The sequence below is a fragment of the Streptomyces sp. NBC_00057 genome (assembly GCF_045041165.1).
Lineage (GTDB): Bacteria > Actinomycetota > Actinomycetes > Streptomycetales > Streptomycetaceae > Streptomyces.
This window is the reverse complement of the sequence record NZ_CP108256.1, coordinates 7257302-7279446: the sequence shown is the minus strand read 5'-3', so window position 1 is coordinate 7279446 and position 22145 is coordinate 7257302. Positions and strand designations below refer to the sequence as shown.

Genomic DNA, 22145 nt, shown 5'->3' with positions numbered 1-22145 from the left:
CGCCACCCGCCGGTCGCGGACGGCAGGTGGCGAGGCGCCGCTCTCCCGCTCGGCCCGACGGGCGGCAGGGGGACGAATCCGCTGGTCCGGGCGGCGTACTCGGCGAAGCCGGGCAGTCGGCCATATGGCGTTCCAGCAGGATCTTTCCGCTCCCGCCGATCAGCAGGAAGCTCATCAGCAGCGGTGCCGCCGGCGTCGCCGCTGCCGCGACCGGCGCGGCCGTGCGTCGCCGCTGCCCTGTCATGCCCCTCCCTCCGGTCGCAGGCACCGACCGGACCCCCTCCGTCTCCGGGGGCTTCCGGATGCCTCCCGGCCGTGATTCGTCACAGGTGCCGTCCCGGATTGACGGGAAAACTCGCACCCGATCGAGTGACAGACCAATCCGTCCGGCGCAGGGCGACGAATCCCGGTTGTGAGTGAAGATCGAGACGATTCGAAGCGAACCGGGGCCACTTGGTCCCGGCGACCGGGCTGGGCGCGCGCCGCCCTCGCCGCGCTCAGCGGTCTGATCGCCGGATTCTGCGCCCTGGCGGTCGCCGAGCTGGTCGCGGCTGTCGTACGTCCCGAGGCAGGCCCGGTCACGGCAGTGGGCAGTGCGGTGGTCGACCGCACTCCCCCGGCCGTGAGGGACTTCGCCGTACGGAACTTCGGCACCGCCGACAAGCTGGTGCTCCAGCTCGGAATCCTGATCCTCCTGGCGCTCTTCGCCATGGCCGTCGGGGTGCTGGCGCTGCGACACCGGCGGCTCGGTTCAGCTGCCGTCCTGGTCTTCGGTCTGGTCGGGGCAGTGGCAGCGGCAGGGCGTCCGGAGGGCACGCCTGCCGACGCGCTGCCTTCGGTGGCGGGTGCCGTGGTGGCCGCAGGAGTGCTGTATCTCCTGATCGGACGGCTCACACCGGCTCTTCGTCCCTCTCCCGCGGCTGGGGAGAGGGACGAAGAGGTGAACGGCGTCTTCGACCGCCGTGGCTTCGTGGTCGCGGCGACCACTGCGGCGGTGGCCTCCGCCGGCGCGGGACTCCTGGGGCGGCGGCTCACGTCCTCCGTCCAGGCCGGAGCCTCCGCTTCACGTCATGACCTGGTCCTACCGGTACCCCGTTCCGCCGCACCGGCAGTTCCGGCGGGCGCCGATCTGAGGCTCCGGGGGCTGAGCTCGTTCATCACCCCGAACCAGGACTTCTACCGGGTGGATACGGCTCTGGTCGTGCCACGTGTCGATGCCGGCACATGGCAGCTGGAGATCCATGGCAGGGGTGTGACGCGACCCGTCACTGTCGGTTTCCACGACCTGCTGCGAAGGGAGGTCATCGAGCGCGACATCACGTTGACCTGCGTGTCCAACGAGGTCGGCGGCCCTTACGTCGGCAACGCCAGGTGGCTCGGCGTACGACTGGCCGATCTGTTGCGCGATGCGGGGGTACGCCCCCCGTCGAAGGGCGGGCCCGCCGACCAGATCGTGGCGCGTTCCGTCGACGGCATGACGATCGGCACACCGGTCGAGACGGTCATGGACGGGCGCGACGCGATGCTCGCTTTCGGCATGAACGGCGAGCCACTGCCCTTCGAGCACGGCTTCCCGGTCCGGATGGTCGTTCCCGGCCTGTACGGATACGTGTCCGCCTGCAAGTGGATCAAGGACATCGAACTCACCACGTTCGATGCCTACGACGCCTACTGGGTCAGACGGAGCTGGTCCCAGGAGGCACCGGTCAAGACCGAGTCGCGGATCGACACCCCCCGTCCGTTCGCCTCCCCGAAGGCCGGCATCGTGCCGGTGGCCGGGGTGGCCTGGGCCCAGCACCGCGGTATTTCCCGGGTTGAGGTCCGGGTGGACGGCGGGGAGTGGCACACGGCACGGCTGGCTGCCGCGGACACCCAGGACACCTGGCGCCAGTGGGTGTGGGAGTGGCCCGCCACATCCGGCCATCACACCCTTGAGGTTCGCGCCAGCGACGGAACCGGCGCCATCCAGACCGGCGATCGCGTAGGCACCGTGCCCAACGGTGCGACCGGCTGGCACTCGGTGGCGGTCGACGTGCCCTGAGCCGGGGCACACCGAGCCGGGGCGCGCCCCGACCGCACCACCGCACCACCCGCTCCACGGAGCACCCACCTGGCGTCCCCGGAGGCGTTCCTGGCGATCGGCACCACTTGTATCGCGATGCTCCATCCGGCGTACGGGATGGTCACGAGCCCGATGCTGCTGCGCCGACTGCGCGGCACGACGGTGCCGCTCGGTGCGGTCTATCGCGTGTACGGGAGGAGATCGTCCTCCGTATGCTGGCCGGATGAACCGTCTGAGCGTCGTGGATCGGCAGGACCGGGTGGCGGGTGCCGTCGTCGGATCGGCGGTCGGTGACGCGCTGGGGGCGCCGTTCGAGTTCGGTCCCGCCGGTGTGTACTCGGCCCGCTTTCCGGACGGCGCCGGCACGATGTGCGGGGGTGGCGGCTGGGATCCGGGCGAGGCCACGGACGACACCCAGATGGCCGTTCTGGTCGCGGAGTCCCTGCTGGAGCAGGACGGCCTCGACCTCCCCGACATGTTCGGCCGGTTTCGCCGGTGGGCGGCGGGTGGGCCGAAGGACATCGGCCTGCAGACCGAGGACGTCCTGACGAGTGGTGCCCCCTGGGATCTCGCGGCAGCGCTGCACTTCCAGGTCAACGGGCGCGCGGCGGGCAACGGTTCGCTGATGCGGGCCGCCGCACCGGCGGTGCACTTCGCGCGGGCGGGGCAGGTGGCGACGATGGACGCCGCCCGCCGGATCGCCGCGCTGACGCACGGCGACCGGGCCGCCTGGGAGGGCACCGCCGTGTTCCATGAGCTGATCCGGGTGGCACTGGACGGCGACGATCCGCTCGCCGCCGTCCCGGGCGCCCTGGACCGCGTACACGAGGATCACCGTGCGCGCTGGGCCACCGTCCTCGCGCCAGACTGGCATCCGGACGCGGCAACGGAGTTCAACGGTGCGGTGTGGCCGTGTCTGGGCACCGCGCTCTGGGCACTGCGCACGACACGTACGTACGAGAACGCCCTGGCCGCAGCGGTCGACGTGGGTGGGGACACGGACACGGTCGCGGCCGTGACCGGTGGTCTGGCGGGGGCGGTGTACGGCTTCGAAGCGATTCCGTCGCGCTGGACGGGGCCCCTGCACGTGCCGCTGCCGGGGTACGGGGACCGTGTGCTGCGGACGCCCGATCTGCTGGCCCTGGCCCGGCGGCTGGACAGTGCCCCACCCGGTGCGATTCCCACAGATATTCACATGTCTTGAATCTACATATAAGGGCTAGATAAGCGCAGAATGACATAGCAGGCCGCTTATCACACAAAAGCGGCGTTCGGGTCTGCAGGAGCGAAGGAGACGAACCCATGTCAAACCTCTCGCACACCGGCCGTGACATTGCCAGTCACCCCGATGTCTCTGAAATGCGCGATCGCTACGCCCGAGTGCTCGGCGGCCGTGACGTGGCCCTCGTGGACGCACCGGTGTTCCTCATCGGTCTCTACTGCGCCATCTCGCCCTGGGTGCTCAGCTTCACGGCAAGTCAGCCCGCACTCGTGACGCACAACCTGATCATGGGTATCGCGATCGCCGCGCTCGGTCTCGGGTTCACCGTCATGCCGGAGCGGATGTACGGCCTGAGCTGGGCCATCTGCGCCATAGGTGCCTGGATGATCATCTCGACGTGGGTCGTCGGCAGTAGCCCGGACCTCGGCGTCACCCTCAACAACGTCATCATCGGCGGACTGACCGTGCTGCTGGGGTTGGTCTGCGTAGGGGTGTCGATGAAGAGCGGCAAGCACTCGGCCTGAGACAAGGACACTCGGCCGGTCCGCGTGACACGGACCGGCCGAGGTACGCATCCGGTCGACGGTCTCGGCCGGCCGCTCGGCGATCCGGTCGAGCGCACGGGCGGTGAACTCGCCGTCCAGGTGCGCGACACGGGAGCGGTCGCCGATGTCGGCGCGGCCCGCGGCGACCGCGAGACCGGTCGCGGTCAGGGTCCTACCACCGACGACCAGCGCCTCCTCGGTGAGCCGGAAGCCGACCGAGCGGGGCCGTCTCGCCGTCGGCCGACACCAGGGATCCGCCGCCGATACCGAGCGAGAGGACGTCGGGGATAAGGAAGTTGGTGCGAGTGCCCGCGGCCTCGCTCTCGCCTGCCGCCTCGCGCGGGAAGCCGCCCGCCAGTACGCCGACGTCCGCGGTGGTGCCGCCGACGTCGACAACCGCGCAGTCGCCGAGACCGGACAGGAACGCGGCGCCGCGCATCGAGTTGGTGGGCCCGGAGGCGAAGGTCGCCACCGGGTAGGCGCGGGCCAAGTCCACGTCCATCAGGGTGCCGTCGTTCTGCGAAAGGAAGAACGGGGCGGTCAGCGAGACCTCGGCGAGCGACTTGGCGAACGACTCCACGATCGCGGTCGCCAGGTCGCGCAGGGCCGCGTTGATGATCGTGGCGTTCTCGCGGGCGAGCTGTCCGATCCGGCCCAGTTCGCGGGAGAGCGAGAAGTGGACGCCCGGGCCCAGCTCCGCGCCGAGGATCTCGGCGGCCCGGCGCTCGTCCTCCTCGGCGACCGGTGAGAACCCGGACGAGATGGCCACCGAGGTCAGCCCGCGCGGCGCTCGTGGCCCCGCAGGACCAGGCCGCCCGACTGGCCGCCCGCGGCCGGGCGCTCGCGCTGCCCGTCGACGGCCGGCACATCGCGCTGCGGGTGGAGGCCGGCGGCCTCGACGCCACGAACCGGCCGAAGGCACTGGACGCGGTGATGTCCCAGGCGCTGACCCTGCTCCGGACTTGGGACGGGCCGACGGCGCACCACCCCGCACCCTGCACCCCGCAAACCTCACCCCACAGAGCTGTAAGCCACAACCCCCCGCAACACCGCCTCCACCGCCTTACGCGCACTCCGCGCCACAGAGCTACCGTCCCGCGGAGCCGCAGCCGCAATCTGCCCCAGCACATCGATCACCTGCTTGCACCACCGCACGAAGTCCCCCGCCGGCATCTCCGCCTCGCGCAGCACCTCGTCCAGCGTCCGCCCCGACGCCCACATGTAGACCGCCCAGGCAAACCCCAGGTCGGGTTCACGCTGCCCGACCCCCTCCGCCTGGTTGATCTTGAATTCCTCCTCCAGGGCATCGAGCCGACCCCAGATCCGGACCATCTCGCCCATCGCGGTCTTCGCGGGCCCCGACGGCAGCTTCGGCGCCACCGCGTCATCGGCCTGCCGCGCCTCGTACACCAACGCCGAGACGCACGCCGCGAGTTCGGCAGGGTTCAGGCCCTCCCACACCCCGGCCCGCAGGCATTCGCTCGCCAGCAGATCCAGCTCGCCGTAGAGCCGCGCAAGCCGCCGCCCGTGTTCGGTGACCTCATTGCCCCGCAGATAGTCGAGCTCGGTGAGCAGCGCGACGATCCGGTCGAAGGTGCGGGCGATCGTGTTCGTCCGCCCCTCGATCCGCCGCTCCAGCTGCCTGGTGTCGCGCTGCAGCCGGTGATACCGCTCGGCCCATCGCGCATGGTCCTCACGCTCGTCGCACCCGTGGCAGGGGTGCGCGCGCAACTCCGCCCGGTAGCGGGCGATCTCCCGGTCGTCGGCTGCGGCGGACCGCCCCTTGCGGTGCCGTTCCGGCACTATGTGCCCGGCCTTGGTCCGCAGCGCGGAGGCCAGATCGCGCCGCGACTGCGGCGAGCGCGGGTTGAACGACTTCGGCACCCGCATCCGCTCCACGGCCTCCACCGGAACGGGGAAGTCGATCGAGGCGAGCCTCTTCACCTGCCGCTCGGCGGTCAGCACCAACGGCCGCGGCCCGTCGTGGTATTCGAGCCCGCGGTGCCCGTACCCATTGGTCCGTCCAGCGGGCAGCCCCGGGTCGAGGACCAGTGCAAGTCCGGCGAACTTGCCGGTGGGAACATGGATGACATCGCCGGGCTTGAGCTTCTCCAGGGACACCGCGGCCGCGGCCTGCCGCTGCGACGCGCCCTGCTTGGCGAGCTCCGTCTCCCGGTCCTTGAGTTCGCGGCGCAGTCGCGCGTACTCCTCGAAGTCACCGAGGTGGCAGGTCATGCCCTCCCGGTAGCCCTCCAGCCCTTCTTCGTTCCGCTGGACCTGCCGGGAGATCCCGACCACCGACCGGTCTGCCTGGAACTGTGCGAAGGAGGTCTCCAGCAGCTCGCGCGAGCGGTGCCGCCCGAACTGCTGCACCAAGTTCACGGCCATGTTGTACGAGGGCCGGAAGCTGGACCGCAGCGGATACGTACGCGTACCCGCGAGTCCGGCCAGCGCCCCCGGGTCCATGCCGCGCTGCCACAGCACCACCGCATGGCCTTCGACGTCGATCCCACGCCGTCCGGCCCGCCCGGTCAGCTGGGTGTACTCGCCCGGGGTGATGTCGGCGTGCTGTTCGCCGTTCCACTTGACGAGCTTCTCCAACACGACCGAGCGTGCGGGCATGTTGATGCCGAGGGCGAGGGTCTCCGTCGCGAAGACTGCCTTGACGAGCCCTCGTACGAAGAGTTCCTCGACGACTTCCTTGAACGTGGGCAGCATGCCGGCGTGGTGCGCGGCGATGCCTCGCTCCAGCCCTTCGAGCCACTCGTAGTAGCCCAGGACATGGAGGTCCTCGCCGGGGATGGATGAGGTCCGCTCCTCGACGATCTCGCGGACCAGGCGGCGCTTGTCCTCGTCGTTGAGCCGCAGTCCGGCGTGCAGACACTGCTGTACGGCGGCCTCGCAGCCGGCCCGGCTGAAGATGAACGTGATGGCGGGGAGCAGCCCTTCGGCGTCCAGCCGGTCGATGACCTCGGGCCTGGCCGGGGTCCAGATCCGGCTGCGCTGGCGCCGCTCGCGCTCACGGTCCGCCTCGCGGACCATCTTGCCGCGGCGGCGTTCACGCGGGTTGTACGCCCGCTGGTTCTCCATCCGGACGAGCCGGACCAGATCGGGGTTGACCTCGCGGCGTCCGGCGCCGCGGCCGCCGTGGTCGGTCTCCTCCTCGAAGAGGTCGTACATCCGGCGGCCTGCCAGCACGTGCTGCCAGAGCGGCACGGGGCGGTGCTCGGAGACGATGACCCGGGTGTCCCCGCGGACGGTGTCCAGCCAGTCACCGAACTCCTCGGCGTTGGACACGGTCGCCGACAGTGACACCAAGGTCACGGAGTCCGGGAGGTGAATGATCACTTCCTCCCAGACGGCGCCCCGGAAGCGGTCGGAGAGGTAATGCACCTCGTCCATCACCACATAGCCGAGGCCGCGCAGCGCCTGCGATCCCGCATACAGCATGTTCCGCAGCACTTCGGTGGTCATGACGACCACCGGGGCATCGCCATTGACGCTGTTGTCACCGGTCAGCAGGCCCACCTTGTCCGGTCCGTAGCGCTTGACCAGATCGGCGAACTTCTGGTTGGACAGGGCCTTGATCGGGGTGGTGTAGAAGCACTTGCGGCCCTGTTCGAGGGCGAGGTGCACGGCGAACTCGCCGACGATGGTCTTGCCCGAGCCGGTCGGGGCTGCGACGAGCACCCCCTTGCCGGCCTCCAGTGCCTGGCAGGCCTCGATCTGGTAGGGGTCCAGATCGAACTCGTACATCTCGCGGAAGGGCGCGAGTGCGGTGGCCAGCTCGGCGGCACGGATCCGAGAAGCCTGGTATCGCTCAGCTGGTGAGAGGTCCTCTGTCATCTTGCATACGAGCCTACCCGCCACCTCCGACAGTGACGCGATCTTTAAATCCCTGTGGGAGAACCCGGCGCGAGCACTCTCACCGCACCCGGTACACAGGTCGCGGTGAGCGGCAGCGCCCCGAGCTGTTCACCGTCCGCGTACGCGGTGACACCGGCTGCGGCCAGCTCGATCGAGGAAACCCTGTGCACGGTGACCTCGGGGTGGCTGAGGTGCGTTCCCTTGTAGACGCGGGGGAAGACCTTCAGCAGGGTGGTGCGGCTGCAGTCCCCGACGACGGTCACGTCGAAGAGCCCGTCGTCCATGACGGCGTCCGCGCAGATCCGCATACCTCCGCCGTACGTCGATCCGTTGCCGACGGCGATGAGCGTCGCCTCGATCTCCCGGACCGGTCCGCCGTCCAGCCTGATGCGGTACGGGATGGGTTTGAACGCGGCGAGTTCGGCGAGGATCGCGAGGTCGTACTTGAACCGTCCGCCGACCCAGCGCATCCGGTTGCCGCGGTCGTTGACCCGGGAGTCGAAGCCGGAGGCCAGCACGGATCCGAACCACCGCTCACCGACCCGTCCGAGGTCGATCTCGCGGACGGTAACGCCCTTGAGCGCCTCGGCGGCCAACTGTCCGGCAGCGGCCGGATCCCGTATCGGCGTCCCGAGCGCGCGGGCGAAGTCGTTCCCGGTGCCCACGGCGACAACCCCGAGCGGGGTCGTCGTCCCGGCAACGGCCTGCAGGGCGAGGGACATCATGCCGTCCCCGCCCACCGCTATCAGCGCACCGGTCCCGCCCGCGACGGCCTCGCGGGCCCGCCGCAAAGCATCGTCGGCGTCCACGCCGAGAACCGTGCGTACGGAGAATCCGGCGTCCCGCAACGCGGAAGCGGCCGGCTGCGCGGCGTGCGCGCCCCGGCCGCGTCCTGCGGTGGGATTGACGAAAAGGGTGATCTCGCTGGTCACCCGGGGGACCTTACAAGGTCAGGTGATGTCGTCGTAACCGTTGACCCGGTCAAGGTCCCCGCTCGCCTGTGCGGGCAACGACCGGCCGGACGGGACCGGTTCGATCTCACCGATGTCCTCGGGGGTGAGGTCCAGCTCCGACGCCTCGTCGTCGGCGGGTCCCGCCGCCGCGAGCTGTGCCTTGCGGCGGTCGTTGAGCAGCGAGATCGCCGTGGCCACGAAGTAGAGCACCCAGATCGGTCCGGCGAGCGCCACCATCGTCAGCGGGTCGGTACTGGGAGTGGCCAGCGCGGCGAAGACCGTGATGCCCATGATCATGCCCCGCCACCAGCCGAGCATCCGCTTACCGGTGACGATCCCGCCGAAGTTCAGCATGACGAGCAGCAGGGGCAGCTCGAAGGAGAGCCCGAAGACCACCACCATGCGCGTGATCAGATCCAGCAGATCGTCCAGCGGCAGCTGGTTGTCGAGCCCGCCCGGCGAGAATTCCAGAAGCACCCGCGCCATCGTGGGCAGGGTCTTGTACGCGAAGAAGCCACCGGCGAGGAAGAGCGGGAATCCCGTGCCCACAAAGGCGAGCGAGTACTTTTTCTCGTGCTTGTGCAGCCCCGGGGCGACAAACGCCCACAACTGGTAGAGCCAGATCGGCGAAGAAAGGACGACACCCGCCATCAAGGACACCTTGAGGGCCAGGGTGAACGGGGTGAGCAGACCGTTCAGGACGATACGCGCGCACGTACCGTCCTCCTTCTTCGCGAGTTCGGCGAAGCTGGACTCGCACCCGACCGACTTCAGTACCGGGTCGGTGAAGAACTCGATGATCCCCTTGTAGAAGAAGGCGGCCACGATCGTGACGACGACGATCCCGAGCAAGGCCTTCGCCAGCCGGTTACGCAGCTCACGCAGGTGCTCCACCAGGGGCATGCGGCCCTCTGGGTCCGTCTCCTGTTTGCGGGCAGACTTGAGCAACCCACGTCCTCATCTCGTGCAGCAGGCCGTCACCGATCACGGCGCCTGCGTCGGCCCGGTTGTCAGCGCTTGGTCGAGTCGGTCGGCTCTGCGACCGGACGCGAACTGGTCACGTCACCGGGCGCGGCCTTGATGGTGCGCGGGGCGACCTGGTCCTGGGCGGCGTCGTTCGCAGGCTCGGCCGGGGTGGCCGACGGGCTGCCCTCGGACTTCATGGCCTTGGCCTCGCTCTTGAGGATGCGGGCCGACTTACCGAGCGAGCGAGCCATGTCAGGAAGCTTCTTCGCGCCGAACAGCAGAACAATGACGACGAGGATCAGGATGATCTCGGGAGCGCCGAGCCTTCCGAACATATGCGTGTACCTTCTCACCGAGGCAGCAGGGGTGGGGCGGATCGAACGTCGGACGGACGTCCGATCGTCGTACTGTCAGCGATCGTATCCCGCAGGAGTAAACGCAGGGCAATACCCATGCATCCTTGCGATTACGGCCCATGCCTCGCTCTCAGGGCCGCTTCAGCAGCGTACCCCCCGAACCCGAGAAACTGGAGGCCGCGCCCTCCCCGATCGATCGGCGGCCCTGCTCACAGGCTCACACGATCGTGGGGCGGTACATCTAACGCAACGCTTCACCGGTGGCAGCAAGATCCGTCGCGGCCCGCTCCAGGTCCTCCGCCGCCCGGTTGATGCGCTGGGTCGTTCGTGTCACCTGACGCCCCAGACGCTGGGCCTCGATGAAGACCTTGACGGCCAGCACGCCGAGAACGGCGATCCCGAGAAACCCCAGGGCGATGGCGAGCATGGGCCAGAACATGCGCAGAGCCTCGATGTGTCTAGGTGTCCGAAGTTCTAAAGGCTGGTGTGGAGGCGCAGCGTCCGCACCCCGCCACAGGTGAGCAGCTCAACTATCCGTTCCCCGGCGGGCTTACGGACGGCCGCGCCGCACTCCGGGCAGGTGAAGGAGTAGAACGTCGTCCGGCGGCTGGCGCCCACGGCTAGGCGGATGGCGCCCGCCGCCAGCTCGAACCGCTCGCGGCAGTCCGGGCAGGCGGCCTTGAACCGTACGGAATCGGGCACCACCACGGTCGGAACACCTGACACCACAGACATATTGCTCATATCTCCCTCAGGTATCCGCTCAGGCCGGTCCGTCATAGGCAGCGAGCGCCGCACGGGCCGCCTGCTGTGCGCTCTGCGCCAGTTCCGGCGGGGAGACGATGCGGCCTTCCCGGCCCAGTCGCAGCGCGAGCCTGCGCAGTGAGGCCGGATCGGGGGTGCGCAGGGTGATCCGCAGCCCGCCGTCGGGCAGCTCCTGTGCGCTGTCGTGCGGGTAGTACTCGGCGACCCACCGGCCGCCGGGGCCCACCTCGACCACGACCTCCGGGTCCTCGGCCGCCGGCTGGACGAGCCCTTCGGACAGATCCCGCAGTTCGAGCTCGGGCGGCGCGGCCGGCTCGTCGAGCAGCCGGATCTCGGCGACCCGGTCGAGCCGGAACGTCCGCCGGTCCTCGGAGGACCTGCACCAGGCCTCCATGTACGTATGCCCCACGGCGAACAGCCGGATCGGGTCCACCTCGCGCTCGGTGAGTTCATCGCGCGCGGGCGAGTAGTAGCGCAGCCAGAGCCGGCGCCGCTCGGAGATCGCCCGGTCGACATCGGCGAAGACACCGCCCTCGGACTCGAAGGTGACCGAAAGCCGCGAGCTCGCCGCCCCCACCTCACCGGCCGCAGTCTCCAGCTTCGCGGTAGCCCGCAGCAGCGCCTGCCGGTCGCTCTCGCGCAGCCCCGGCAGCGTGGCCACGGCGCGGGCGGCGACCAGCAGCGCCGTCGCCTCGTCGGCCGCGAGCCGCAGCGGTTCCGCGACATCGTCCGGGTTGTGCCACCAGATCCGGTCGCCGTCGGTGTCGATGTCCAGCAGATCCCCGCCGCGGAAGCTCGTACCGCACATGGGCAGCACGTCGAGGTCGGAGATCAGCTCGTCCTCGGTGATCCCGAAGGCGCGGGCGACGTCCTGGACGTGGGCGCCGGGGCGCTCACGCAGATACGTCACCAGGGAGAGCATCCGGCGGGTCTGGTCGATCGCGTTCGTGGCCATGTATACGGTCCCCCTCAGTCCTTGGCCACGGCGCGCAGCCGGTCCATCACATCGGCCCGCAGATCGGCGGGTTCCTGTACGACGACGTCCGGACCGAACTCGACGAGCCAGGCGTCCAGGCCGTGTCCGTACGGAATCTCCAACTCGTCCCACCCGTCACCGAGTTCCCGGACCGATATGGCGCGCGAGCGCAGCGGGTATCCGGCACCGGCCCGCAGCCTGATCCGCGCGGTCCGGGTCGCCGTCTCCCCCGCCCAGCTCTCGACGGTCTCGCGGACGGTCACGACATCGGGCACCTCGACGGTGAAGGCCCCGGCCCGGGAGCGGACCCGGCCGGTGATCCGGGAGAGCCGGAATACCCGCTCGGCGCCACGGTCACGGTCCCAGCCGGCCAGATACCAGTGGCCGCGCCAGCACTCCAGCGTCCACGGCTCGACCTGGCGCTGCTCGGGCCGGGCGGCGTTGGCCTTGCGGTAGTCGAAGGTCACCGGGCGGCGGTCCCGGCAGGCCAGCATCAACGGCTCGAACGCGGCCTCATGAACGGGGATACGGGGTTCGAGGGCGCTGTGCACCTCGTACGCGTCCTCGGCCTCCGGCATGCCCGCGGCCCGCAGCTTCTGCAGCGCTCCGCTGGCGGCACCGGCCAGCCGCGCCTGCTGCCAGACCTTGGCGGCCAGTCCGAGTGCGGCGGCCTCCTCGGCGTCCAGCGTGATCGGGGGCAGCCGGTTACTGTCGCGGCGGGCGAGATATCCCGTGTCGCCGTCCAGGTTCTCCACGGTCTCGATGACCAGACCGAGCTCGCGCAGATCGTCCTTGTCGCGCTCGAACATCCGGTTGAAGGCGTCGTCGGAACCCGCTTCCAGGTAGGCCTCGATGGAGCCGCGCAGCTCGCGCTTGCTCAGCGGGCGCCGGGTCCCCAGCAGACACAGGGCCAGGTTCATCAGCCGCTCGGCCTTGGCAATCGCCATCGACGCCCTTTCTGTTTTGCTCTACGACCGTCGACCGTACCGCTACGCGCTGTCCGGACAAAAGCGAGGGCCCGCGCCTTGCGGCACGGGCCCTCGTATCGCACGGATGCGGATCAGACGGCGACCAGGTCGCAGACGAAGATCAGTGTCTCGCCGGGGGCGATACGGCCGCCACCGGCGCCGCGGTCGCCGTACGCGAGGTGTGCGGGGATGGTCAGCTGGCGACGGCCGCCGACCTTCATGCCCTGCACGCCCTGGTCCCAGCCGGAGATGACCTGGCCGGCACCGAGCTGGAACTGCAGCGGGGCGCCGCGGTTCCAGGAGGCGTCGAACTCCTCGCCGGTGGAGAAGGCCACGCCCACGTAGTGGACGGAGACGGTGGCGCCCGCCTCGGCCACCGCGCCGTCGCCTTCCCAGATGTCCTTGATCTCCAGGTCGGCCGGCGGCTCGCCACCCGGGAAGTCGATCTCGGGCTTCTCGATGCTCACTGACTTGCTCCTCTTAATGATGAACTGGGCAACCGGGACAGTCTTACATCTTTGCCAGGATGTCCACGGCGAACACCAGCGTGGACTTCGCGGGGATGGTCTGCTGCGCCTTGTCACCGAACCCCTGGTCCGGCGGGATGACAAGGAGCACACGGCTGCCGATCTTCTTGCCGGCCAGACCGTTCTTGAGCCCCTTCAGGGTGACCTGGGCCAGTGGGAAGGTCTGCGTCTTGCCCGCCGTGTAGGTGCTGTCGAACGTCTTGCCGTCCTTCCACAGCAGACCGACGTAGTTCACGATGACGCTGTCGGTGTCCTTCACGACGTCGCCCTTGGACTCCAGGATGTAATTGGAGACGAGCTTCGTCGGCGGGTCGGTCTTGGTGGGGATGGTGACCTTGGGGGCCTTGCCGTCGGTGTTGGTGCCGACCTTGGGCAGGTCGACATTGTCCTGGGCGACCGCGGTGCCCTTGGCGGAGGCCGGGATCGTCGTCGACTTCAGAATGTCGACGACGAAGACGAGCGTGGCATTCGGCTTGATGTCGCCCTGGCCCTGCGCTCCGTAACCGAGATCCGGCGGAATGACCAGCTCGACCCGGCTGCCGACCTTCTGGCCGACGAGGCCCTTGTCCCAGCCCTGGATGACCATGCCGGCGCCGAGGGTCAGATCGAACGGCTGCTTGCGGTCGAAGCTGTTGTCGAACGGCTTGTCGGAGTCCCAGGCCTGCCCGAGGTAGTTGACCTGGATCGCATCGCCGTTCTTGAGCGTGGCGCCGTCACCCTGGCTGACAACCCTGGTCTTCAGCTCCTTGGGCGGGTTCCCCGTGCCTTTGGACAGGGTGGGCTTCTCGCCGAACTTCGCGCCTGCGGTGATCGCGGGGAACCCGTCCTCGGAAGCGGCGGAAGCGGAAGCGGAAGCGGAAGCGGAGCCCTTTTCGTTGCCGCAGGCCGCTGTCAGCAGCAACAGGGGGACGACGAGAAGGCCGGCAAGTCGGCGCACTTGTTCCTCAGATCTCAGACGGCACAGTTGGTTGAGTCCTCGACACTCTAGGGCGTACGCAGGGCCCCGTACGAGGAACGTACGGGGCCCGCGTCGCGTCGGGAGCCGAGGTTGTCCTGTTGTCGGCTCACATACCCGCGATCAGCTTCTCCACTCGGTCGTCCACCGAACGGAACGGATCCTTGCACAACACCGTGCGCTGCGCCTGGTCGTTGAGCTTGAGATGGACCCAGTCGACGGTGAAGTCCCGCCGCTGCTCCTGGGCCCTGCGGATGAAGTCGCCTCGCAGCCGCGCCCTGGTCGTCTGCGGGGGCACGGACTTGCCCTCGAAGATCTTCAGGTCGTTGCAGACACGTGCGGCCTGTCCCTTGCGCTCCAACAGGTAGTACAGGCCGCGGCGGCGGTGGATGTCGTGGTACGCGAGGTCTATCTGGGCGACCCGCGGATGCGACATGGTCATGTTGTGCTTGGCCCGGTACCGCTCGATGAGCTTGTACTTCATCACCCAGTCGATCTCGGTCTCGATCCGGTCGAGGTCCTCTGCCTCGACCGCGTCGAGCGTACGGCCCCACAGCTCCAGGACCTGAGCGACGGTTCCGGTGCGGATGCCACGGCGGTCGACGAAGTCGACAGCCTTCTCGTAGTACTCGCGCTGCACCTCGATGGCGGACGCCTCGCGGCCACTGGCCAGGCGCACCTTGCGCTGCCCCGTGGTGTCGTGACTGACCTCGCGGATCGCCCGGATCGGGTTCTCCAGCGTCAGATCCCGCATCACGGTGCCCGCCTCGATCATGCGAAGCACCAGATCGGTCGCGCCCACCTTGAGCAGCATGGTCGTCTCGGACATGTTGGAGTCACCGACGATGACGTGGAGGCGGCGGTATCGCTCCGCGTCCGCATGCGGCTCGTCACGTGTGTTGATGATCGGGCGGGAGCGCGTCGTGGCGGAGCTGACGCCCTCCCAGATGTGCTCGGCACGCTGGCTGACGCAGTAGACGGCGCCCCGCGGTGTCTGCAGCACCTTGCCCGCGCCGCAGATCAGTTGCCTCGTGACGAGGAAGGGAATGAGGATGTCCGCGAGCCGGGAGAATTCTCCGTGCCGCGCCACGAGATAGTTCTCGTGACACCCGTAGGAGTTTCCCGCCGAGTCGGTGTTGTTCTTGAAGAGATAGACGTCGCCCGCGATTCCCTCCTCGTGCAGGCGGCGTTCGGCGTCGACGAGCAGGCCTTCGAGAATGCGCTCGCCGGCCTTGTCGTGGGTGACCAGCTCGGTCAGGTTGTCGCATTCGGGGGTTGCATATTCCGGATGCGATCCCACGTCGAGGTAGAGGCGGGCGCCGTTCCGCAGAAAGACATTGCTGCTGCGGCCCCATGACACAACACGGCGGAAGAGGTAGCGCGCCACTTCATCAGGAGACAGTCGGCGCTGTCCCCTGAACGTGCACGTGACGCCGTACTCGTTCTCCAGCCCGAAAATGCGGCGGTCCATGACTGAACATTACGCCTGATGGCCTGAGCTGAAACCGGGTTCGACAGCACCATTTCGATCATTTTCCGATCCTTGTACAGCAACGGCCGTACGCCCGGGAACTGCGAGGACCCTTCCCGTGGCCAGCAGGACCAGCAGCGCCGCCACCCCGCCGGCCCCCGCGATGGCGAAGCTCCACGTCGTGCCGCCCAGTTCGACGGCCGGACCCGCCACGGCCGTTCCCGCCGCCGCGCCCACTCCGAACGTCGTCACCAGCCAGGAGAACGCCTCAGTCACCGTGCCCTGCGGAGCATGCCGGTCGACCACGAGGAACGAGCACGCGATCGCGGGCGCCAGAAAGACTCCGGCCACTGCTGCCAGAGCGGTCATGGCGACCACCCCCGGGGTCAGCATCAGCGGCAGATAGCCCAGCGCCAGCAGCGCGACGATGACGCGCAGTCGGCGCTCCGGAGCCCCGGCCCACTGCCGCGCCCCGTACACCGCACCACCGACCAGCGCACCCAGCCCGAGCGCGGCCATCAGCCAGCCGTACACCGACTCCCGGCCGTGGCCGTCGGCGTACGCCACCCCGGCCACCGTGATCGACCCGAGCGCAAGCCCCACGAAGAAGAACGAGCCGAGCAGCGCCAGCAGTCCCGGCGAGCGCAGCGCGCCCAGCCAGTGCGCCTCACGGGGCGCGGAACGCCAGGCACGGGAGGGTTCGGAGAGGACGACGGAGAGCGCCCCCAGAACCCCTATCGCGTTGATGACGAGCAGGGCGGCGGCGGGCGACCAGAGGGAGACGAGCAGCGTCACCAGCAGCGGGCCCACGGTGAACATGACCTCCTGGGCGACGGCGTCCATCGCGTACGCCCGGTGCACCCGGTCCTCTCCGCCCAGGACGCTCGGCCACAGGGCCCGCAGACCGCCCTCCAGTGGCGGGGTGAACAGACCGGCCACCATCACCGCCCCGTAGGCCAGCGGCAGTGACTCCAGGCCCACCAGTGCCAGCAGGGCCATGCCCAGCCCGGACACCACGGAGGCCGGGAGCTGGACCCGCGGCTGGCCGTACAGGTCCACGGCACGGCCCAGCAGCGGCTGTCCGACCGCGGTGGACAGCCCGTACACGGCCGCGAGCGCACCGGCGAGGGTGTAGCTGCCGCCCTCGGCCCGGGTGAACAGCACGATCGCGATATGGGCGGTGCCACTCGGGAGCCGCCCCACCAGGGTCCCTGCCAGCAGCCGGGCGGCGTGCCGCGCCCGGAGGATGTCCAGAAATCCCGCGGCCATGTCCCGCCCCTCTCCCTCGGGCACTCTCCGTCACCCTGAGGTTTTACGTATAACTTCGAGGTTCATACGTACCATGTGCCCAGTCCGCAGGTCCACCGCACGGCGCCTGCCCCCCGACCGGACCGGAGGCCCGAGTGACCAGCGCACCACAGTCACAGCCCGCCCCGGCCCGGCCCACCAGCCGCGATGTCGCGCGGGCCGCAGGCGTCTCGCAGGCCACCGTCTCCCTCGTGCTGGGCGACAAATGGCGAGGCAGGGTCTCCGAGGCCACCGCCGAGCGTGTACGGCACGCCGCGCGCGAACTCGGCTACCAGCCCAATCTCGCCGCCCGCAACCTCCGCCTGGGCCGCACCAGGACCGCGCTGCTGGTCGTCCCCGCGCTCACCAGCGAATTCTTCGCGCGCGTCTACACCGGCGCCGCCGCGGTCGCCGCCGAACACGGCTTCGGGGTCGTCCTCTACCCGTCCCCCGAAGGCACGGGGCCGGCCAGGGATCCCTTCGCCTCGGCGCGCGCCTCCCTCGACGGGGTGATCGCCTCCTCCATGGCCGCCGGCGCACTCGACGTGCTGCGCGGCGCCGGCCTGCCGCTGGTCATGCTCGACAGCGACCCGGCGGACACCGGCGTCGCGGCACGGGTCAATCTCGACATCGCCGACGGCATGCGGCAGGTCGCGGAGCATCTGCTCGCGCTCGGCCACCGCCGCTTCGTCCACCTCGCGTCGGCGGTCGACACCTGGACCTTCGCGGTCCGTGCCCGGGCGCTCCACGACGCCCTGGGGGCGGTGCCCGGCACCTCCGTACGGACCGTCACGGCGACGCTCGACGTACAGGCAGGCCGCGAAGGAGCGGAGCACGCACTCGGCGCCTCCGGCCCCCGGCCCACCGCCATCGTCTGCGACGACGACATCCTCGCCGCGGGCGCCTGCAAGGCTGCCCGCAGGCTGGGGCTCCGCGTCCCCGACGACCTCTCCGTCACCGGTTTCGACGATCTGGCCCTGGCCAGGGCCGTCGAACCGGAGCTCACCACCGTGCAGCTGCCCGCCGAGCAGGTCGGTGAACGCGGCATGACCGCCCTGCTGGCGGTCCTGGACGGGCGCCCGGCCGAGCCCGGCAGCCTGCCCGTGCACCTGGTCGCACGGGGCTCCTCGGCGCCCCCGCCCGCGGACGGTCAGCGCTCATGACGGTGCCCCGGCCCGCCGGGAGGGCGGACCGGGGCACCGGCACAGCGGTGGACTACTCCTCGGAGGACTCCACGTCCCCACCGGAATCGGTGGACTTGGTGACATCCGTCGTGCTCGTGGGGGACTCGGTCCCCTCGCCGTCCTCGATGTCGGAGGGGGCATCCGTCGGTACGGAGCCGCCGTCCGCCTCCAGCAACCGCGCCAGCTGCCGGCCGACGATCCGCTTGAACTTCCGCTGCTGCGGCCTCGTACGGTCCAGGACCGCGACTTCCAGCCGCTCCGCCGGGATCTCCCGCTCGCTGCCGTTGGGATCGCGGGACAGCGCCTGCACCGCCAGCTTGAGCGCCTCGGCCAGCGTCATGCCGTCGCGGTGCCGCTGGTCCAGGAAGGTGCTGATCTGCTCGGCATTCCCGCCGACCGCGACCGATCCGTGCTCGTCGACGATCGAGCCGTCGTGCGGCAGTCGGTAGATCTGGTCGCCCTCCGGCTCGGCGCCGACCTCGGCGACCACCAGCTCCACCTCGTACGGCTTCTCGGCCGCACTGGAGAAGATGGTACCCAGCGTCTGCGCATAGACATTGGCCAGCCCACGGGCTGTCACATCGTCACGGTCGTAGGTGTATCCACGCAGATCGGCGTAGCGCACACCGCCGATGCGGAGATTCTCGTACTCGTTGTACTTGCCGGCGGCGGCGAAACCGATCCGGTCATAGATCTCGCTGAACTTGTGCAGCGCACGGGACGGGTTCTCGCCGACGAACACAATGCCGTCGGCGTACTGCAGCACAACAAGGCTGCGACCACGGGCGATGCCCTTCCGGGCGTATTCCGCCCGGTCGGCCATGGCCTGCTGAGGTGAGACATAGAACGGCGTCGACACCGGTTATCCGTCCCTTTCTGTCAGTGACAAGAGCATCGAAGAAGCAGCGGAACGGGGATCAGAGCAGCGCGGCGCGCGGGCCGTCGGGCTGCTCCATCCGGCGTTCCAGAATCGAGCGGGCGATCTCGGAGGATTCCGCCTCGGCCAGCTTCCGGAAGCCCTCGTCGGTGATGACGGTGACGATCGGGTAGATCCGCCGGGCCACATCGGGACCGCCGGTCGCCGAGTCGTCGTCCGCGGCGTCGTACAGCGCCTGCACGACCAGGGTGAGGGCCTGCTGCTCCGTCAGATCCTCGCGGTAGAGCTTCTTCATCGAGCCACGGGCGAAGATCGCCCCGGAGCCGGTGGCAGCGTATCCGTGTTCTTCGGAGCGGCCGCCGGTGACGTCGTACGAGAAGATCCGACCCTTCCCGCGGTCGACGTCGAAGCCGGCGAAGATCGGCACGACGGCGAGGCCCTGCATGGCCATCGCCAGATTGCTGCGGATCATCGTGGAGAGCCGGTTCGCCTTGCCCTCCAGGGAGAGCTGGGCGCCCTCGACCTTCTCGAAGTGCTCCAGCTCCAACTGGAAGAGCTTGACCATCTCCACGGCCAGTCCGGCCGTGCCGGCGATGCCCACCGCCGAATACTCGTCGGCCGGGAAGACCTTCTCGATGTCGCGCTGCGCGATCACGTTGCCCATGGTCGCCCGCCGGTCGCCGGCCAGGACCACACCGCCGGGGAACGTCGCCGCGACGATGGTCGTACCGTGCGGCGCCTCGATGGCCCCCTGCAGGGGCGGCAGGTTCCGGTTGCCCGGGAGCATCTCGGGAGAATGGTCGGACAGGAAATCCATGAACGAAGAGGATCCCGGCGTCAGGAAGGCAGCTGGTAGACGCCCGGTGCTACGAGTGTTGGCTTCCACGCGTTTCCCTCCAGGTATGCGACGGCCCTGCGCAAGGTGTCAGGATCGTCTCCCAACGTACCGATGGCCGAATTGCAGTTGATGCGCTTACGCCACGGACCCTACCCGTCCCGCGGCAGCGATCCACATGAACGCGAGGGCAGCTGCACGGCTGCGGTGCCGCTTGTGGCCGCGCGGTACGGGCCGCCCCGGCCCGCACCGCACGTACCTCTCCACTCCCCCGAGTTCACATTTGTGAACTACTGTCCACCCTTTTGAACGAAGGAACGCACGAAGTCCTCTGCGTTCTCCTCGAGTACGTCATCGATCTCGTCCAGAACCGAGTCGACATCGTCGCTCAGCTTCTCCTGGCGCTCCTTGAGGTCCTCGGACGCCTGCGCGTCCTGCGCCTGCTCCTCGACCTCCTCGGTGGAGCGCGTCGCCTTCTGCTGTCCGCCGCCGGTGTCCTTGGTCGCCATTTAGCTCACCCCGCTCGGTTCGAAGCACTTGATCAGACCCTACCTACGGGGTCCGACATTGGCCCGGTAGTTGTCTCAACGTCCGGGGGTCATCCCGATGTTTCCCCGATCGCGGCCCTTTCAGCCTCCCGACAGCACCTGGACCAGCTCTTCCGCCGTGAGGCAGCGGTCCAGGAGCTCCTTGACGTGATTACGGGTGCCGCGGAGCGGTTCCAGGGTGGGTACCCGTTGCAGTGAGTCATGGCCCGGCAGGTCGAAGATGACCGAGTCCCAGGAGGCCGCGGCCACGTCGTCCGCGTACTGTTCCAGGCAGCGGCCGCGGAAATAGGCCCTGGTGTCCTCCGGAGGCTTCGTACGGGCCTTCTCGACCGCGCCCTCGTCCAGCAGGCGCTTCATCTTCCCGCGGGCCACCAGACGGTTGTAGAGGCCCTTGTCGGCCCTCACGTCGGCGTACTGGAGATCCACCAGGTGCAGGCGCGCCGCGTCCCAGTCCAGGCTGTCCCGGCGGCGGTAGCCCTCCATGAGCTCCCGCTTGGCGATCCAGTCGAGCTCGCCGGACAGGCTCATCGGATCGTTCTCCAGCCGGTTGAGGGTGTCCTCCCAGCGGATCAGGACGTCCTTGGTCTGCTCGTCGGCGTCCACCCCGTACCGTTCCTCGACGTACTTGCGGCCCAGCTCGAAGTACTCCATCTGGAGCTGCACCGCGGTGAGCGTACGGCCGCTACGCAGCGTGATCAGATGCTTCAGTGTCGGGTCGTGGGAGACGTGGTGCAGGGTGCGCACCGGCTGGTCGACCGCGAGATCGACGTTGATGAAGCCGTCCTCGATCATGGAGAGGACCAGGGCGGTGGTGCCGAGCTTGAGATAGGTGGAGATCTCCGAGAGGTTCGCGTCGCCGATGATCACATGGAGCCGGCGGTACTTCTCGGCATCGGAGTGGGGTTCGTCGCGGGTGTTGATGATGGGGCGCTTGAGGGTGGTCTCCAGCCCGACCTCGACCTCGAAGTAGTCGGCGCGCTGACTGATCTGGAAGCCGTGCTCGTGGCCGTCCTGGCCGATTCCCACGCGTCCCGCTCCGGTGACCACCTGGCGGGAGACGAAGAACGGGGTCAGATGGCGCACGATGTCGGAGAACGGGGTTTCCCGCTTCATCAGGTAGTTCTCGTGCGTGCCGTACGAGGCGCCCTTGTTGTCGGTGTTGTTCTTGTAGAGGTGGATCGGCTGGGCGCCGGGAAGCTGGGCCGCGCGTTCGGCCGCTTCGGCCATGACGCGTTCGCCGGCCTTGTCCCAGAGGACCGCGTCCCGCGGATTGGTGACTTCCGGGGAGCTGTATTCGGGGTGCGCATGGTCGACGTAGAGGCGGGCCCCGTTGGTGAGGATGACATTGGCCAGGCCGATGTCCTCGTCGGTGAGCTGGCTGGAGTCCGCGGTCTCGCGGGCGAGGTCGAAACCTCGCGCGTCCCGCAGCGGGTTCTCCTCCTCGAAGTCCCAGCGGGCGCGGCGCGCCCGGTGCATCGCCGCTGCGTAGGCGTTGACGATCTGGGACGAGGTGAGCATGGCATTGGCGTTGGGGTGGCCGGGGACGGAGATCCCGTACTCCGTCTCGATGCCCATTACTCGCCGTACGGTCATGCGGCCCTCCTTGCCCGGCGGCGCTCCCTTGAGGGGGCGGCGCTCAAGTACCGCTGCTTGTCCGGTGCGTGTGCGGTGCCCGTCCCCGCACTGCGCGACCGGGCGGTACGCAAGAGCCTAGAGCGACTCTGCGCTGGTGGGGAGATCAATTACGTCATTGCTGCAGTGTCGCGTGAGCTGTCCGGAAA

At 69.0% G+C, this 22145-nt stretch carries 21 protein-coding genes and 1 pseudogene; 4 read left to right on the top strand and 18 right to left on the bottom strand.

What is annotated here, in order from left to right:
* The first annotated feature begins 412 nt into the window (after nt 1-412).
* From OG953_RS34275 to OG953_RS34265, 3 genes are all read left to right on the top strand, one after another.
* A complete protein-coding gene (locus OG953_RS34275) occupies nt 413-2041 on the top strand; it encodes a molybdopterin-dependent oxidoreductase (RefSeq protein ID WP_405689114.1) in 1629 nt (542 codons plus the stop codon).
* Nucleotides 2042-2285: 244 nt separating this feature from the next.
* Complete coding sequence (locus OG953_RS34270) at nt 2286-3266, top strand: ADP-ribosylglycohydrolase family protein (protein ID WP_405689113.1); 981 nt, start codon at nt 2286-2288, stop codon at nt 3264-3266.
* A gap of 98 nt (nt 3267-3364) precedes the next feature.
* On the top strand, nt 3365-3808 hold the full coding sequence (locus OG953_RS34265; protein WP_405689112.1) for an SPW repeat protein: 444 nt from the start codon (nt 3365-3367) through the stop codon (nt 3806-3808).
* Between the two features lie 193 nt (nt 3809-4001).
* Here the strand turns inward: OG953_RS34265 and OG953_RS34260 are convergent, their stop codons facing one another.
* The 13 genes from OG953_RS34260 to OG953_RS34200 all read right to left on the bottom strand — a co-directional run bounded on the left by OG953_RS34260 (nt 4002) and on the right by OG953_RS34200 (nt 16902).
* Nucleotides 4002-4598 carry a hydantoinase/oxoprolinase family protein gene (locus OG953_RS34260; protein WP_405689111.1) on the bottom strand — a complete coding sequence of 199 codons (597 nt, stop codon included), beginning with the start codon at nt 4596-4598 and terminating at the stop codon, nt 4002-4004.
* A 242-nt stretch (nt 4599-4840) separates the two neighbouring features.
* The gene (locus tag OG953_RS34255; protein WP_405689110.1) at nt 4841-7675 is read right to left on the bottom strand and encodes a DEAD/DEAH box helicase; all 2835 of its coding nucleotides are present in this window, start codon (nt 7673-7675) and stop codon (nt 4841-4843) included.
* Nucleotides 7676-7719: 44 nt separating this feature from the next.
* Complete coding sequence (locus OG953_RS34250; protein ID WP_405689109.1) at nt 7720-8628, bottom strand: diacylglycerol kinase; 909 nt, start codon at nt 8626-8628, stop codon at nt 7720-7722.
* A gap of 18 nt (nt 8629-8646) precedes the next feature.
* Nucleotides 8647-9597: a twin-arginine translocase subunit TatC gene (gene tatC, locus OG953_RS34245; RefSeq protein ID WP_405689108.1), complete on the bottom strand. Its 951-nt coding sequence runs from the start codon at nt 9595-9597 to the stop codon at nt 8647-8649.
* A gap of 62 nt (nt 9598-9659) precedes the next feature.
* Nucleotides 9660-9950: a Sec-independent protein translocase subunit TatA gene (gene tatA / locus OG953_RS34240; RefSeq protein WP_351795054.1), complete on the bottom strand. Its 291-nt coding sequence runs from the start codon at nt 9948-9950 to the stop codon at nt 9660-9662.
* A 262-nt stretch (nt 9951-10212) separates the two neighbouring features.
* Nucleotides 10213-10410, bottom strand: a complete 198-nt coding sequence (locus tag OG953_RS34235; protein WP_259933213.1) for a hypothetical protein — start codon at nt 10408-10410, stop codon at nt 10213-10215.
* Nucleotides 10411-10445: 35 nt separating this feature from the next.
* Entirely contained in the window at nt 10446-10715 is a 270-nt protein-coding gene (locus tag OG953_RS34230; protein WP_405689106.1) for a hypothetical protein, read from the bottom strand.
* Between the two features lie 19 nt (nt 10716-10734).
* Nucleotides 10735-11691, bottom strand: coding sequence for a WYL domain-containing protein (locus OG953_RS34225; protein WP_351262375.1), 957 nt, complete (start codon nt 11689-11691; stop codon nt 10735-10737).
* 14 nt (nt 11692-11705) lie between these two features.
* Entirely contained in the window at nt 11706-12659 is a 954-nt protein-coding gene (locus OG953_RS34220) for a helix-turn-helix transcriptional regulator (RefSeq protein ID WP_405689105.1), read from the bottom strand.
* Nucleotides 12660-12772: 113 nt separating this feature from the next.
* Nucleotides 12773-13147, bottom strand: a complete 375-nt coding sequence (locus tag OG953_RS34215; protein WP_405689104.1) for an FKBP-type peptidyl-prolyl cis-trans isomerase — start codon at nt 13145-13147, stop codon at nt 12773-12775.
* 43 nt (nt 13148-13190) lie between these two features.
* Nucleotides 13191-14144 carry an FKBP-type peptidyl-prolyl cis-trans isomerase gene (locus tag OG953_RS34210; protein ID WP_405689102.1) on the bottom strand — a complete coding sequence of 318 codons (954 nt, stop codon included), beginning with the start codon at nt 14142-14144 and terminating at the stop codon, nt 13191-13193.
* A gap of 127 nt (nt 14145-14271) precedes the next feature.
* Nucleotides 14272-15633, bottom strand: a complete 1362-nt coding sequence (gene pafA / locus OG953_RS34205) for a Pup--protein ligase (protein WP_093894153.1) — start codon at nt 15631-15633, stop codon at nt 14272-14274.
* Between the two features lie 9 nt (nt 15634-15642).
* On the bottom strand, nt 15643-16902 hold the full coding sequence (locus OG953_RS34200; protein WP_405689100.1) for an MFS transporter: 1260 nt from the start codon (nt 16900-16902) through the stop codon (nt 15643-15645).
* Between the two features lie 134 nt (nt 16903-17036).
* On the opposite strand from OG953_RS34200, the gene OG953_RS34195 reads away from it, so the two are divergent.
* The gene (locus OG953_RS34195) at nt 17037-18083 is read left to right on the top strand and encodes a LacI family DNA-binding transcriptional regulator (RefSeq protein ID WP_405689099.1); all 1047 of its coding nucleotides are present in this window, start codon (nt 17037-17039) and stop codon (nt 18081-18083) included.
* Between the two features lie 52 nt (nt 18084-18135).
* Here OG953_RS34195 and prcA read toward each other — a convergent pair whose 3' ends face one another.
* From prcA to dop, 5 genes and pseudogenes are all read right to left on the bottom strand, one after another.
* The gene (gene prcA, locus OG953_RS34190) at nt 18136-18963 is read right to left on the bottom strand and encodes a proteasome subunit alpha (protein WP_405689098.1); all 828 of its coding nucleotides are present in this window, start codon (nt 18961-18963) and stop codon (nt 18136-18138) included.
* Between the two features lie 58 nt (nt 18964-19021).
* Nucleotides 19022-19867 carry a proteasome subunit beta gene (gene prcB, locus OG953_RS34185; protein WP_405689097.1) on the bottom strand — a complete coding sequence of 282 codons (846 nt, stop codon included), beginning with the start codon at nt 19865-19867 and terminating at the stop codon, nt 19022-19024.
* A pseudogene (locus OG953_RS34180) lies at nt 19819-20006 on the bottom strand (endonuclease domain-containing protein); the annotation flags it as partial. The gene prcB and the pseudogene OG953_RS34180, both read right to left, overlap by 49 nt.
* Before the next feature lie 100 nt (nt 20007-20106).
* The gene (locus tag OG953_RS34175) at nt 20107-20325 is read right to left on the bottom strand and encodes a ubiquitin-like protein Pup (protein ID WP_016325855.1); all 219 of its coding nucleotides are present in this window, start codon (nt 20323-20325) and stop codon (nt 20107-20109) included.
* 120 nt (nt 20326-20445) lie between these two features.
* A complete protein-coding gene (gene dop, locus OG953_RS34170) occupies nt 20446-21957 on the bottom strand; it encodes a depupylase/deamidase Dop (protein ID WP_405689096.1) in 1512 nt (503 codons plus the stop codon).
* Between the last annotated feature and the right edge of the window lie 188 nt (nt 21958-22145).